Annotated in this window: 17 protein-coding genes and 1 pseudogene; 4 read left to right on the top strand and 14 right to left on the bottom strand. The window is 58.6% G+C overall.

What is annotated here, in order from left to right; translation table 11 throughout:
• Positions 1 to 32: 32 nt before the first annotated feature.
• The 13 genes and pseudogenes from C4J88_RS05665 to C4J88_RS05610 form a co-directional block, all read right to left on the bottom strand.
• Complete coding sequence (locus C4J88_RS05665) at positions 33 to 539, bottom strand: phage major tail tube protein (RefSeq protein WP_124366028.1); 507 nt, start codon at positions 537 to 539, stop codon at positions 33 to 35.
• A pseudogene (locus tag C4J88_RS05660) lies at positions 539 to 1,704 on the bottom strand (phage tail protein). Before C4J88_RS05660 ends, C4J88_RS05665 begins: the two are co-directional and overlap by 1 nt.
• Before the next feature lie 2 nt (positions 1,705 to 1,706).
• Complete coding sequence (locus C4J88_RS27360; protein ID WP_164484513.1) at positions 1,707 to 1,880, bottom strand: hypothetical protein; 174 nt, start codon at positions 1,878 to 1,880, stop codon at positions 1,707 to 1,709.
• An 88-nt stretch (positions 1,881 to 1,968) separates the two neighbouring features.
• Entirely contained in the window at positions 1,969 to 2,226 is a 258-nt protein-coding gene (locus C4J88_RS05655) for a tail fiber assembly protein (protein WP_124406417.1), read from the bottom strand.
• 12 nt (positions 2,227 to 2,238) lie between these two features.
• Positions 2,239 to 2,859, bottom strand: coding sequence for a hypothetical protein (locus C4J88_RS05650; protein ID WP_124406416.1), 621 nt, complete (start codon positions 2,857 to 2,859; stop codon positions 2,239 to 2,241).
• A gap of 26 nt (positions 2,860 to 2,885) precedes the next feature.
• The gene (locus tag C4J88_RS05645; protein WP_124406415.1) at positions 2,886 to 3,419 is read right to left on the bottom strand and encodes a phage tail protein; all 534 of its coding nucleotides are present in this window, start codon (positions 3,417 to 3,419) and stop codon (positions 2,886 to 2,888) included.
• Entirely contained in the window at positions 3,416 to 4,054 is a 639-nt protein-coding gene (locus C4J88_RS05640) for a phage tail protein I (protein ID WP_124406414.1), read from the bottom strand. The genes C4J88_RS05645 and C4J88_RS05640 overlap by 4 nt, the downstream gene beginning before the upstream one ends.
• Entirely contained in the window at positions 4,051 to 5,046 is a 996-nt protein-coding gene (locus tag C4J88_RS05635) for a baseplate J/gp47 family protein (RefSeq protein ID WP_124406413.1), read from the bottom strand. Before C4J88_RS05635 ends, C4J88_RS05640 begins: the two co-directional genes overlap by 4 nt.
• Complete coding sequence (locus C4J88_RS05630; protein ID WP_124361531.1) at positions 5,043 to 5,375, bottom strand: phage baseplate protein; 333 nt, start codon at positions 5,373 to 5,375, stop codon at positions 5,043 to 5,045. The genes C4J88_RS05635 and C4J88_RS05630 overlap by 4 nt, the downstream gene beginning before the upstream one ends.
• A 12-nt stretch (positions 5,376 to 5,387) precedes the next feature.
• Positions 5,388 to 5,996: a phage baseplate assembly protein V gene (locus C4J88_RS05625; protein WP_124366021.1), complete on the bottom strand. Its 609-nt coding sequence runs from the start codon at positions 5,994 to 5,996 to the stop codon at positions 5,388 to 5,390.
• A 3-nt stretch (positions 5,997 to 5,999) separates the two neighbouring features.
• Positions 6,000 to 6,515, bottom strand: coding sequence for a hypothetical protein (locus tag C4J88_RS05620; protein WP_124406412.1), 516 nt, complete (start codon positions 6,513 to 6,515; stop codon positions 6,000 to 6,002).
• 19 nt (positions 6,516 to 6,534) lie between these two features.
• Positions 6,535 to 6,873, bottom strand: coding sequence for a phage holin family protein (locus tag C4J88_RS05615; protein ID WP_124357270.1), 339 nt, complete (start codon positions 6,871 to 6,873; stop codon positions 6,535 to 6,537).
• Between the two features lie 589 nt (positions 6,874 to 7,462).
• Entirely contained in the window at positions 7,463 to 8,197 is a 735-nt protein-coding gene (locus tag C4J88_RS05610; RefSeq protein ID WP_124361528.1) for an XRE family transcriptional regulator, read from the bottom strand.
• 262 nt (positions 8,198 to 8,459) lie between these two features.
• Between C4J88_RS05610 and C4J88_RS05605 the strand changes: the two genes are divergently transcribed.
• From C4J88_RS05605 to fdxA, 4 genes are all read left to right on the top strand, one after another.
• The gene (locus tag C4J88_RS05605; RefSeq protein ID WP_124366018.1) at positions 8,460 to 8,948 is read left to right on the top strand and encodes a Panacea domain-containing protein; all 489 of its coding nucleotides are present in this window, start codon (positions 8,460 to 8,462) and stop codon (positions 8,946 to 8,948) included.
• Positions 8,941 to 9,312: a hypothetical protein gene (locus C4J88_RS05600; protein WP_124366017.1), complete on the top strand. Its 372-nt coding sequence runs from the start codon at positions 8,941 to 8,943 to the stop codon at positions 9,310 to 9,312. Before C4J88_RS05605 ends, C4J88_RS05600 begins: the two co-directional genes overlap by 8 nt.
• Before the next feature lie 183 nt (positions 9,313 to 9,495).
• A complete protein-coding gene (mutS, locus tag C4J88_RS05595) occupies positions 9,496 to 12,087 on the top strand; it encodes a DNA mismatch repair protein MutS (RefSeq protein ID WP_124366016.1) in 2,592 nt (863 codons plus the stop codon).
• A 142-nt stretch (positions 12,088 to 12,229) separates the two neighbouring features.
• A complete protein-coding gene (gene fdxA / locus C4J88_RS05590) occupies positions 12,230 to 12,553 on the top strand; it encodes a ferredoxin FdxA (protein WP_124361524.1) in 324 nt (107 codons plus the stop codon).
• A gap of 454 nt (positions 12,554 to 13,007) precedes the next feature.
• On the opposite strand, the gene apbC is transcribed toward fdxA, so the two are convergent.
• On the bottom strand, positions 13,008 to 14,102 hold the full coding sequence (gene apbC / locus C4J88_RS05585; protein ID WP_124366015.1) for an iron-sulfur cluster carrier protein ApbC: 1,095 nt from the start codon (positions 14,100 to 14,102) through the stop codon (positions 13,008 to 13,010).
• Positions 14,103 to 14,152: the final 50 nt, after the last annotated feature.

The following is a 14,152-nucleotide window of genomic DNA, read 5'->3' as shown; positions in this document are numbered from 1 at the left end:
TATGGAGGCGAGCTGACCCGCCCCCAGGGGGATTAAGGCATCAGCACGGCGCGGCGCGCGTCACCGAGGATGTCGACGCCGTTGAGCACGAACTTCTGGGTGCGCACATCGATGTCGATCACCGGAATACCGTTTTCCAGACGGCTGTAGGTGCGGCAGGACAGTTCCAGGGTGGTGACCGGCTTGGCGTTCATCGTCAGTGCGGTTTCGGCCAGAGACTTCAACTTGCCGCCGACGGTGTGGTAGGTGAAGTAGGTCTTGCCATCCTGGTCCTGGCCGGCTTCGCGCACGTTCAACAGGATGTCATCACCCTGCGTGACGCCAAGCGCCAGCAGAATTTCTGCACCAACCCCTTGCAACACCAGGGTTGCGCCCAGCACCTTGGCGCTTTTGGCCACCTCTTCGGCGATGAAGCGCCCGCCGGTCATCGGGTCCATTTCGAACTCGATCTTCGGCGGCGTAAAGGAATCGACCGTGGCCGACAACGGCAGGCCTTGAAGGGTGGCCGCAATGGCCTGTCTGACTCGGTTGGTAAACATTAGAGAACGTCCTCCAGGAACTGCTCGATGATTTCATCGCGGGCGTTGAGTTGATAAACCATGTGTTCGTTGGGCGCGTAACGGCCGTAGTCGATGACGATGAACCATGTGCCGTTCTTGTACTTCTCGACGCTGTTCAACTCCGGGTGCAGGTAGACGCTGCCGCCAGGGATGGTTTCGTCGGCAACCAGGGTTTGCAGCCAGTCGTTGATGCGCTTGACCTCCTGGTCCATGAAGGACTTGGTGAGATTCTTGGCCATGGCTTTCTGGCCGGCCTTGACCAGTTTGCGGCTGATGGCGTCTTCGAGGCCGACGTAGCTGATGAACTTGCCGGTGATGGAACGGTTACCCAGCAGAGAGAAACCGCCGAGCACCGTGCGGGCGTAGTAGCTCACGCCGTAACGGTTGAGCAGGTCGCCTTCGGTGGAGGTGTCGAGGATGTTGTACTCGACGACGCGGGAAACGTCTTCGGCGAAGGTCACCTGATTACCAGGGCTTTCCCATTGCTTGACCTTGGCAAGCGCGGCGATGGCCAACGAGGACGGCGACAGGAACACGTTCTTTTTTGCGGCCTTGGAATACACCGACGGCATGTTGTGCACCAACAGGCAACGGTCGAAGCCGAGGTCGGCGCCGCCCAGTTCGCCGCTGTAAGTCACTTGATCGGCGACCGAAGCGTCCTTGCCATCCAGCACCACACGGGCCTTGATGCGCTTGCCGAAGGAGGCGAACTCACCGGCCACAGCCTTGGTGCCGGTAAAGCCCGGGGCGCCGATGATGGTCAGGTCTTCAGGCACGCTGCCCAGGGCAGCCAGGCCGAGTTTACGGCCGGTGACAGGGTCGTTGCCGCCGATCACATTGTTGACCGTGTCGGCCGGCGTGGCGCCTTCTTCGACGATGACCACATAGACCGGCACCTTCACCACTTTGAGGATCTGGTACACCGCTTGGAACAGCGTGCCCGACTCAGTACCGGTAGGGTCCAGCAGCGCCTGGGTGGTAAAGCTGTTGATGCGGAACGGAGCGTTTTTCGGGATCGATGCATGGGCGTTGGGGGCGGTGCCCACCAAGCCGATGACGTTATCACCCAGGCCACCCATGGCCTCGGGGATTCGGTGGCATTCACGGTGATGCCGTTGTGCTCGAAGTTCAAAACCTCAGCCATGATTAGTCAGCCTTCTTGGGGGTGGAATTGAGGACGCTGGTCAGTTCCAGGCGGCCGGCGGTGCGCAGGGCGGATGCTTCGACGTCCAGCAATTCAAGCTCCTCGCCAGCGGTGGACCAGTGGCCGTTACCGATGGGGAAAGGGATGAGGACGGTGTAGGTTTGGCGGGTGGGCATGGGTAGGATTCTCCGGGTGAGAAACGCCAAAGCCCCTGCGGGGAGGGGCTTTGTGAGGACGAAAAAAAACCGCTTTCGCGGTGGGGGGTTATTTCAGGAACGTGGGCAGCACGGGCCACTCCAGCGCCGATGGTTCAGCTGCCTGTTCAGGAATATCACGTAATGCTGTGCGATAGGCCGCCACTTCAGTTCGTTGCACATCGGAAGCGGGATAATCGGGCAGTTGAGTGAAATCGGTAGCCCTTAGCAACTGATCCCGACGCGCACGAATGGCAGCCCATTCAATTTCAGGTGTCGGCGTAGCAATCTTAAATGTTGGATTTTCGACGTTAGATAGTTCAGACATTTCCATTTCTCCTTAACTAAAAATCACAGTGTCGGCCAACGAAACTTTGGTTTTAAGGTCACCGAGATTAAATAGACGACCATTGCCGACACGCATGGTGTCTACACGGATAGTGGTGTAATAAATATTTGGAATCAAAATCCGCATAACAATATTGCCATTTGCGTCTACGTAAACAGCTGGAGTCATATTTCCGAACGTGGACACATTGTGCAGCGTCCGATTCGGCTGATAGCAATAACCAACGAGTGTTTCGTCGATAATCTTTGCCGTACCGTAGCTATACCCCTTGATGTTGAACCAAAACATCTCAGAATTGACATTGATATTCAGAGGGATCTGAAAATGCATATAAACGTTGGCACTGGCTCCCAAGTCGGCTGGCTTAAAATCACCTATAGCCAAAGCCTCGTATACGCCACCGGTACCATAGACGTGTCCTTGGAAAATAGTGCTGCGGATGGTGCCCGGATAATTTGGATCGCCTTCGACATCTTTTAGACTGCGCCACTCATTGAACTGCGCCAGCGCACCTGCCATCGTCGCATTGATACTTCCAATTTTCCCATTAACCGCAGCGGTCAAATTATTCGCAGCTGTCACCAGCGATGTAATAGTCGATTCTAAACTCACGTGTAACTCCTTAATTTGTTAATGCCCTAACGGCTCGCTTCCAGCGTTATCACACGAAACAACAACTCGGTTTGACGCGCCATATTGTCAATATTCGCAGTAGCAAGTACCGCAATATCCTCCGCCAACAAAATATTGAGATTATCTCCCCCCACCACAATCGTCACGCTGTCCGCCGGCAACGGCGAAATATCCAGCGTGAACTTCTGCAGTACCCGCGCCGCCGCCGCTTTATACGTCAGCAACTTCCCTGCCACGGAATACACCGCCAGCAAGGTTCCACTGGCGAGGTAAAAACCGAACTCGCCAATCTCATACTCACCGTCGCCGTCAAACAGCGCGGCCATCCTGAGTTGGCGCTCGCCCAGGTCTTCGTAATCCACGATGGCGACCCGTTGGCGCTCATCACGCAAGGCCACTTCTGTGCCGTCTGGGGTGTACCGGCCGGTACCGGCGCCGATGTGGGTGATCTCGGCTTTGAGGCCCTGGTTCTTTGCCTGCAGCACTTCATCCAAACCCTTGGAGGTGAAGCGCACCAGGCGCGTGATTTCATCTGTCATGGCTGCGCCCTGAGGTCGTAGTCGTTAATGGTGTAGTGCCGGGCAACGCCGACACTGTTAAGTCGAGCAACCAACGCCAACTCCGGCAGCGCGCCGTTTAAACACAGCTCGCCGTCGCTTAGCGGGGCATGAAGGACCTGCGTCAACGCAAGCCGACCTTCGGTTTCGTGAACAACCGTAATCGTCGCCTGATCCCGCTCGCTTTTGGCTGCGTTGATGCGGCGGATGAGCCGGTTGTGGTCGCCACTGGACCAACTGCGCCCAATGATCGCCTGCACGTCGAAGGTATAGGGCGTACCGATTGGCCGCTGCTGATACCAGGCGCTGATGTTGGGGGTGAATCCCAATGATTCCACGGCATAGCTCAGCGCCTTGGGTGTGCCGGCCTGGCGCTGGATCTGCCAGGACAAGGCCACGGTCAGGCGCTTTTCCGATTCGCTGGCGTCGGCATCCCATTCGCTGACGCCGCGGTCGGCGGCCAGGTAAGGCAGAAATTCGCTGGGGGTTTGCAGTGGGTTCATCAACGCAGGAAACGGCGGCGCGACTCGCTCGAGCAACTGGCCGAAGCCCAAGTCCAGGGCCTTTTCCAGCGGTGAACTGTTGGCCGGCAACAAACTCGCGTCAGGTTCACTCATAGCGTACGCACCTCCACCTCGACACCCGTGCAATACGGGGCCTGGAACGCGCTGCTGACAATCGGCGCCAGCGGTTCAAGGATTTGCAGTTGCGCCGCCCCTGCACTGTGAATGGCGTAGTCGATCCAGCTGGGGTCGACGCGCCCTTCCAGGCGATGACAGGAGTCCGCGTAAGTCTGCAGCAGTTGCTGCGCCGCCACTTGGGTCAGGCCCGAGTCCGGGCCGGCGTTGATCTTGGCGATGACGCGAATTTTGTAGGGTTGAATTTGTGCGCCCTGGACGGTGACGAGATCGGTTTCCGGCCGTACATCCGGCCGTGCGAAATGTCGGCGTACACCGTCAAGCAAATCGGCAGATGGGGTACCGTCGCCCTCACGAGACAACACGGTGACCATCACCTCGCCGGGCGCGGTGCGGCGGCCATTGCCGTCCTTGACCTGTGCCGCATAGCCGTCCGGGTCGAAGGTGTAGTTGACGGTCACCACGCCCGGCGAGGCGCTCTGTACCTTGACCGTGGGTCGCTCGCCAAGGGTGAACACTTCGCGGCGATACTGCATCCGCGAGCCGGCAGCCGGAGCGTGGGGCGCAAGGTAGTAGCGCAAGCGCGCATCGTCGTCGCTTTCCAGGGTCGGCGGCACGGGCGGGAAGGCCGCCGGATCACCGGGATCGAGTACCTGGCGTTCAAGGCCCATGTCCGCCAAGCGCGCATCCAGATTACTGCCGGTGGCCCACCACGCCAGCATCTGCTTGATGCGTGCATTGTATTTGCGCTCATGGGTTTGCAGGCGCACGCAAAAGGCCTCGAGCGCCAACGTCAGCAGTTCACTTTCGTTGTCGAGGCTGACCTTGAGTTTGGCCGCGCTTTGCGGTGCACGGGTGGCAACGTAATCGACCACGAACGCCTTGAATTCGGCGAGCAGCGGCTCGAACTCATCGACTGCAATAATCGCCGGCTCGGCCAGTTGGTTCTGGCCAGGGATCAGCATGCTCATGTCACGACCTCGAAGGATTGTTGGCGGTTTTTCCAGGTGCCGGCAAAGCGCAGCAGCAGCCCGGCGCCCTGGCGAGTGGCGACGATGACCTCGGGCTGGAAATCGCCGATGCCGTTCTGCGCGTTGTAAAACGCTTGGGCGGCGTGGCTTTGAGCGAGCAGCAGCAGGTCATCGCCAAGGTTCTGCCCGAGCAGTTGCGGGATCAGCGAGCCATACAGCGGACGCTTCTGCCGCGTGCCGACGGGTGTGGTCAGCGCTCGGGTGGCGCGCTGCACAAATTGCAGCCAGTCATCGACGGCTGCCCCGGTGTTGCGATCGATGCCGATCATGGAATGTCCTTATCAGGGGCTGATGACTCGACCTTGGTGGTCTATCACCGGGCCGCTGAAGTGAGCGCCGCCGGCATCCAGCAGCAGTGCGGTGCCGCCGATTTGCAGGGTGATGCCCTGCGGGCTGAGGGTCAGGCTGGCGGCGCCGACCTTGACGTCGACCTGTTCGCGGGAAGCGCTGAACGTCGTCGGCCCGTTGACCCAGTTGAACGTATGACTGGCGTCGTCGTAGTCGCTCTGTGTGCCGTCCTGATGGCGCCGCCGGGTCAAGGACGGCACAGTGGAAACAGGCGGAAAGCGACTACTGTTGAGGCCGAACAGCGCCACAGACTGTGAGCCCCCTTCCCCACCGCCGTAGTTGAGCAGCAGGCATTGCTCGCCCACGGATGGAATACGGGTTTCGGTTTGCGCACCGGCGCTGGGGTTGAAAAAGCGGATGGCCGGCGTAAGCAACTCGCCGTGGCTGACCCTGCAGGTATTGCTGGCGGCATCGACCTGTTGGCAAACGCCAATGCGGCAGAAGCTTTCAGCGCGTCGGTAGAGGTCTTCGAGTTGCGCCTCCATCTCCGCCAGGCGCTCGACAATCGGCCCCAGTTGCATGCGTAACAGCGTGTCGAACATGGGCTACTCCGCCAAGGGTTTGTATTGATCGGGGTCATCGATATCCAGGACGTCCCAGGTAGAGGCAAACAGCGGTTGGCCTGTAGGATCATCGAGCAACACGGGTCCGAGGTAGAGGGTTTGAGTGAAGGACACTGTCCAGGTGTCGTAGTCCGTTGCTGCGGTCGTACGCCCAGAGGGAGCGGCGACGATATTCATTGGCAAATCGCACTGGGACTGGGGCAGGCTCCAACGGTTGTCCAGCACCAAGTCCATCAACTGGCTGGCCAGGTCGCAGGCATCGAACGGCAATGCGCCGGGGGCAACCATGACGGTGAGCGAAATGGCCAGGGCATGGGCCTTGCGGCCTTCGCGAGAGCGGATGCCAGGACCATTGCCTTCAACGGTGACCATCACACCGATTTTTTCTGCGTCGCTCTGGAAGTCCTGGTGGCTGCCGACCCTGAGGTCGGGGAAGGCTGCATGCAGCGCCACGCCGATAGCCTGGGGGAGTTGGGATGGCTTTTCGATAAGGGTCATTTGAGTAGCGTCCTTGCGGTTACTGCGGGTCCTGACGGGAACCTTCATTGATCCCGATGCGCTTGGCCGCCCAGCGTTCATAAAGGCCGATGGCCACGTCGGCACCGGCCATGGCGGTCAGGCAACCAATGGCGCCGGCGGTCCAGATCGACATCCCGGCGGCGTAGCACAGCATCAGGGCCGAAACCCCGCAGACCATGCACGCCCCGGACCGGAGCGCCAGGCGCCGAATCAGCGACCAGCCGCGGGCGCCCTCCTTGTCGGCGCGCCACATTTCGCCGGACACCCCGCCGATCAACGCCAATATAATCACCAGCCAGATAGGCATTTCCGCTAACGCTTGTTGTTCGTTTGTCATGTCACGCCTCCTGGCTGAGCACTGAATAGTCCGTTTTTCAATTACACATACTTCGATAGGTAGGCATTCCAAAAAGCCCGGTTGCCCAGGCTTTTCAGTAATGCTGTCTGCGGACTTTCGGCGCTACTGGCGCGGTACGGTCCTTTCCTCAATGTTTTTCCGACCACGATCCCTGTCTGCCGGATAACTGCTTCTGGTGCTTTACGCTGCACACCCGGGTCAGTTGCCAACCCTCTGAACCGTTAAGGCCGGTTCATCGCTGCCTGTTTTTGAAGCGCTACCACTAAAGAGCGTCGGCATCCTTGCCGGTGTCGCCTGGCATCCTTGCCATCGCTTCGATGGCGTCCTTGCCGGTGTTGCGTGCCTTCCTTGTCTTCCTTGGCAGCATCCTTGCCGCCTCCACCAGGCCTTGTTGGCTGGCTTGAGATGAAGAATATGCATGTATGCATATACAGTCAATGCACAAATGCATTTATTTTTGCTTGGTTCATGCGCTCGTGCATCAAGAGCCCGTGGGCAAAGGGTTTGCCGGTTTTCCCCAGGCGAAAAAAAACCCGCTCGTTGGCGGGCTTTGTCTTACGTAAGTAGGTCAGCGGGCATACATGCCCCACCAGAACACATGGCCGAGGATGCTGATCTGCTCATCCTGGATATCTTGGAAGCTGTAGTCCTCGTCCGGATGCTCGTCACGATTGAAACTGCGCAGACGAATCCCGGACGGCAGGCGGTAGAGCTGTTTCACCCGCAGCTGGCCATTATGATTGATGGCGTACAGGTCACCATCGACAATATCGCCAATCCCGCTCTTGCCGGCATTCACCCCCACCGTCGCGCCATCGCGAAGCACCGGCAACATGCTGTTGCCACGTACCGTCACGCATTTGGCCTGGTCGAACTGCACGCCGTTATGCCGCAGGCTGCGCTTTCCAAAGCGCAGGCTGGCCTTCTCGCTTTCCTCGATGACGAATCTTCCTGATCCAGCAGCCAATTCAACCTCACGCAGAAAGGGGATCGACACCTCGTCATCATTAACGGGGGTGTCGTCGTCCCACAGGCTTATGTCCTTGAGTTCCGAATGCATCGGGTCGCGCCCGTCATCACGCAAGGTACCTACCGCTGCGCGTCCGCGCAGGTGGTCGGTGCTGACGCGGAAGTATTCGGCGATGCGTGAGATGTGTTTGTCCGACGGATCAACGATCTTGCCGCTGAGGATCCGGGACAGGGTGGATTGAGGCACGCCAGTGCGCCGATGAAGCTCCGTGGGGGAGATTCGGTCGCGATCCAGCAGCTCTTTCAAGACGATAGAAACGTTGCGTTTTTGCATAACCGGAATAGTGACGAGAGTTTTTGCGAATGGCAAATGCTAATTTGCATATTTATGCATTAAACAAGCTGACTAGGCGAATCTGAAACAAAATACTGTATATACGAACAGTCAAACAGCCTCTATCATTCCGTGCGACTTCATATACTCGCACGCGACCGGATGTAAAAGGGCGCAGATTGACAGCCGCCCTTGCTTATCGACAATTCAGGGCCTATGTATAAACTCTGTAACAACCTAGCCAGCAACGACGGAGGTGCTCATGGCTTATTCAGCTCTAGCTGTCGCTAACGCCTTCATTGAACGCGCGAAGGAAGGCAAGCTTTCAGGCCTGACGCCGATGAAGCTGCAAAAGCTCCTGTTCTATACCCAGTCCTGGCATCTGCGCGAGCGGGATCAACCGCTTATGGATGACCACTTTGCCCGCTGGCAATATGGCCCGGTCATTCCCTCGCTTTACCATGAGTTGAAATCCTACGGCAGCCGTCCCGTGACTTCGCTGCTCAGCAATTTGAAGCCCGACGACGAAGACATTGTCTTTGTTACACCGAGGGTTCCTGAGAGCGATACCTACACCCATCGTTTGATTGACCGGATCATTAACAAATACGGCAAATGGTCCGGCACTCAACTGTCCAACCTTTCCCACGAGGACGGCACAGCCTGGGCCCTCAAGGGCGCCGACGGTTCCGCCATTGACTGGGAAGACATGGCAGCACTCATTCACCCAAAGAGCCGCATCCGTGAGTGAAGAACTCGACAACCTGGAACTCACCCTGCCCCCCATGGCAGGGCCTGACCAGGACTCCCAAGCCGGTGGCGAGCAAGCCATAGGCACCGACGATGAAAGAAACCAGAATCTGAAAGACCAGAAGGCCGAAAGGCAGCTGCGCAAGAAATATGCGGGGCGCGCCTTTTGGTTTGCTGCCTGCGGCGTGATCTTCTGGGCGGTCCTCCTCGTGTGGAATGGCTGGTCGACGTATTACTCCGGTAAAGCGCCGTTCTCGGATAACGTGTTAATGGCCATCACCACCGCAACTTCGATCAATCTGTTTGCGGCTTTCCTGGGTGTTATCAGAGGTTTGTTTCCTGCCAGCGGTCGCAGGGCAAAGTAAAGCCTCTACAGACGGCACTTCGTGCACCTTTAATGCATAGCCGCTTTTCTTCCCGCGTATTACCGGGCCTTTTGCAAACTGCGAACCCCCGACCTCGCGTGTTAACCTTGCCGCCATCGCAAAAAATGCTGGGCCAAGCGCGCCCTTTGCCCCATCACTTTCAACGAATTTGCCTATTACCCAATGAGTAAAAACGCCTCCGATCTATCCTCCCACACCCCAATGATGCAGCAGTACTGGCGCCTGAAGAACCAGCACCCTGATCAGTTGATGTTCTATCGCATGGGCGACTTCTACGAGATCTTCTATGAGGATGCGAAGAAGGCCGCCAAGTTGCTGGACATCACCCTGACCGCTCGTGGGCAATCGGCGGGACAGTCGATTCCGATGTGTGGGATTCCTTACCATTCGTTGGAAGGTTACTTGGTCAAGCTGGTGAAGCTGGGCGAGTCGGTGGTGATCTGTGAGCAGATCGGCGATCCGGCGACCAGCAAGGGGCCGGTGGAACGCCAGGTGGTGCGCATTATTACGCCGGGGACGGTGAGTGATGAGGCGCTGCTGGATGAGCGGCGCGATAACTTGATCGCGGCTGTCCTGGGTGATGAGCGTTTGTTCGGCCTGTCGGTACTGGATATCACCAGCGGCAATTTCAGCGTGCTGGAGATCAAGGGCTGGGAGAACCTGCTGGCGGAACTGGAGCGTATCAACCCGGTGGAGTTGTTGATTCCGGACGATTGGCCCAAGGACCTGCCGGCGGAGAAGCGCCGTGGGACCAAGCGGCGCGCACCGTGGGATTTCGAGCGAGATTCGGCGCTTAAAAGCCTGTGTCAGCAATTCTCCGTGCAGGACCTCAAAGGCTTCGGTTGCGAAACCTTGACCATGGCCATCGGCGCCGCCGGCTGCCTGCTCAGCTACGCCAAGGAAACCCAGCGCACGGCCCTGCCGCACTTGCGCAGCCTGCGCCATGAGCGTCTGGACGATACCGTGGTACTCGATGGCGCCAGCCGTCGCAACCTGGAACTGGATACCAACTTGTCGGGTGGGCGTGACAATACGCTGCAATCGGTAGTCGACCGCTGCCAGACCGCCATGGGCAGCCGCTTGCTGACCCGCTGGCTGAACCGTCCGTTGCGAGATTTAAGCGTGCTGCAAGCGCGTCAGTCTTCCATTACCTGCCTGCTGGACGGCTATCGTTTTGAAAAGCTGCAGCCGCAACTCAAAGAGATTGGCGATATAGAGCGCATCCTGGCGCGAATCGGCCTACGCAACGCGCGTCCACGTGACCTGGCGCGCCTGCGTGATGCCCTCGGTGCCCTGCCGCAATTGCAGGCGGCGATGACCGAGTTGGACACTGCGCACCTGCAGCAGTTGGCCGTCACCGCCGGCACTTATCCGGATCTCGCGGCCCTGCTGGAAAAGGCCATTATCGATAACCCGCCGGCGATCATCCGTGATGGCGGCGTTCTGAAGACGGGTTACGACAGTGAACTGGATGAGCTGCAGTCGCTGAGCGAAAACGCCGGGCAGTTCCTGATCGACCTGGAGGCGCGCGAAAAAGCCCGCACCGGGCTGGCCAATCTGAAGGTCGGTTACAACCGGGTGCACGGCTATTTTATCGAGTTGCCGAGCAAGCAGGCCGAGTCGGCGCCTATCGATTATCAACGTCGCCAGACCCTCAAAGGCGCCGAGCGGTTTATCACTCCAGAGCTTAAAGCCTTCGAAGACAAGGCGCTGTCGGCCAAAAGCCGCGCCCTGGCGCGGGAAAAAATGCTCTATGAAGCCTTGCTTGAAGACTTGATCAGCCGCCTGGCACCGCTACAAGACACCGCAGCCGCCCTGGCGGAGCTGGATGTGCTGAGCAACCTCGCGGAGCGTGCGCTGAACCTGGATTTGAACTGCCCACGGTTTGTCAGCGAACCGTGCATGCGTATCGTACAAGGGCGCCATCCGGTGGTAGAGCAGGTGCTGACCACGCCGTTCGTCGCCAACGACCTGTCGCTGGACGACGACACCCGCATGCTGGTGATTACCGGTCCGAACATGGGCGGTAAATCCACCTACATGCGCCAGACCGCATTGATCGTGCTGCTGGCCCACATCGGTAGCTTCGTGCCGGCGGCCAGTTGCGAGCTGTCCCTGGTGGACCGGATTTTTACCCGGATCGGTTCCAGTGATGACCTGGCCGGCGGGCGCTCGACGTTCATGGTGGAAATGAGCGAAACCGCCAATATTCTGCATAACGCCACCGAGCGTAGCCTAGTGCTGATGGACGAAGTCGGGCGCGGCACCAGCACGTTCGACGGCCTGTCGCTGGCATGGGCGGCGGCCGAACGCCTGGCTCATTTGCGCGCATATACGTTGTTTGCTACCCACTACTTCGAACTGACCGTGTTACCGGAAAGCGAGCCGCTGGTAGCCAACGTGCACCTCAATGCCACCGAGCACAACGAGCGCATCGTGTTCCTGCACCATGTGCTGCCGGGCCCGGCGAGCCAGAGTTATGGCTTGGCGGTCGCACAATTGGCCGGTGTGCCAAATGATGTGATCACCCGCGCCCGCGAGCACCTCAGCCGCCTCGAAACCATGGCCCTGCCCCATGAAACGGTCGTCGCCAGCCCAGCCAAGGCCAGCAAGAAATCCGCCGTGCCGCATCAGAGCGATATGTTCGCCAGCCTGCCCCATCCGGTACTCGATGAGTTGGCTAAGCTCGACGTGGATGACTTGACCCCACGCAAAGCGCTCGAAATGTTATATGCACTGAAGACTCGGATATAACGCTGACGCTTGCAAGCTGGTAGACTCTCGCGCGGTTTGGGATGCTGCGGGCTATGAGCCTGGCCTGCAGACTATCGCTCCCGAACCTCGCGAGCCCTGCCACACAGGGTTTCGCTGCCGCCGCCTGAGGAGAAAATTAGAAATGACCTTCGTCGTCACCGACAACTGCATCAAGTGCAAGTACACCGACTGCGTAGAAGTGTGTCCGGTGGACTGCTTCTACGAAGGCCCGAATTTCCTGGTCATCCACCCGGACGAGTGCATTGACTGCGCCCTGTGTGAACCAGAATGCCCGGCCGTTGCGATTTTCTCCGAGGACGAAGTCCCGGCAGAGATGCAGGAATTCATTCAGTTGAACGTCGAGCTGGCAGAGATTTGGCCGAACATCACTGAACGCAAAGATCCGATGCCCGATGCAGCGGAGTGGGACGGCAAAAAAGGTAAGATTGCACAGCTCGAACGCTGATAGCGTCACCGTCCCAAAAGGCCCCTTGCGGGCCTTTTTGCGTTTCTACGTAGCCGGTTTCACTTTTCTACAGGCGAAAAAAGGGGCGGTATGACCCGCCCACATTTTTTCCTTAGTCCCTGTATTCCTTTTCATCGTCCTGATGAATCGCATCCTGCGACATTCCTTCAAACCATCATTCCTTGATGGCCGTGCCAATCCGTGGACACAGGGCTGATGTTAGAGAATCCCAAAATAAGTTCAACGGGATCCAACTGGGCGACTGCAGGGCGCGGGCGTTTACACAGAGATGAATAACTCTTTTATTTCAATCAGTTAGAAACATCGCTCACGGATTCGAGACGCTCACACCCTGTAAAAAAACCGAATACCTACAAAAAAGTAAGCGAATGCTTACACAGGTTACTGCGGAAAAAGCGTAACGAGCCTGACAGGTCACGTTCCTACGCAAGGTTCAGTCGTCGCTGACCGTGATCGTCGGCATCGCAGGGGCAATCGCTTCCTGCAGCACTATTCTCGCGCCCACATGGCGGGCCAACTCCTGGTAGACCATAGCAATCTGACCATCGGGCTCGGCAGCCACAGTGGGCTTGCCGCCGTCGGCCTGTTCACGAATGGCCATCGACAGCGGCAACGAGGCCAGCAGTTCGACGCCATATTGAGTCGCCAGCTTCTCGCCACCACCCTCACCGAACAGGTGCTCGGCATGGCCGCAGTTGGAGCAGATGTGAACGGCCATGTTTTCCACCACACCCAGCACCGGGATGTTGACCTTGCGGAACATTTCCACGCCTTTCTTCGCGTCCAACAATGCCAGGTCCTGAGGCGTGGTGACGATCACCGAGCCGGCCACCGGGACTTTCTGCGCCAGGGTCAGCTGGATATCGCCAGTACCGGGCGGCATGTCGATCACCAGGTAGTCCAAATCGCCCCAGGCGGTCTGGGTGACCAATTGCAGCAACGCACCGGAGACCATCGGCCCGCGCCAGACCATCGGCGTGTTGTCATCGGTCAGAAAAGCCATGGACATGACCTCCACGCCCAGGGACTCGATCGGCACAAACCACTTCTGGTCCTTGACCTTCGGCCGTGTACCTTCGGCGATGCCGAACATCACACCCTGGCTCGGACCATAGATATCGGCGTCGAGGATGCCCACGCGCGCGCCTTCACGGGCCAGGGCCAAGGCCAGGTTGGCGGCGGTGGTGGATTTGCCCACACCGCCCTTGCCCGACGCCACGGCGATCACATTCTTGACGTTGGCCAGGCCAGGGATCTGCGCCTGGGCCTTGTGCGGCGCGATCACGCACTGGATATCGACCTTGGCCGAGCGCACGCCATCGAGGCCTTCGATGGCTATTTGCAACATCTGCGCCCATCCGCTTTTGAACAGGCCAGCGGCATAGCCCAGTTCCAACCGGACCGATACCTGGTCACCCTGGACCTCGATAGCCCGTACACAGCCGGCACTGACCGGGTCCTGGTTCAAATAGGGGTCGGTGTACTGGCGAAGAACGGCTTCCACCGCTGCGCGATTGACGGCGCTCATGGGCAACTCCCGAAAAAAGACTGACTGAAACAGGCGGCTATCCTAACCGT

The organism is Pseudomonas sp. R4-39-08 (genome assembly GCF_003852275.1).
Lineage (GTDB): Bacteria > Pseudomonadota > Gammaproteobacteria > Pseudomonadales > Pseudomonadaceae > Aquipseudomonas.
This window is presented reverse-complemented; position numbering and strand designations above follow the sequence as displayed.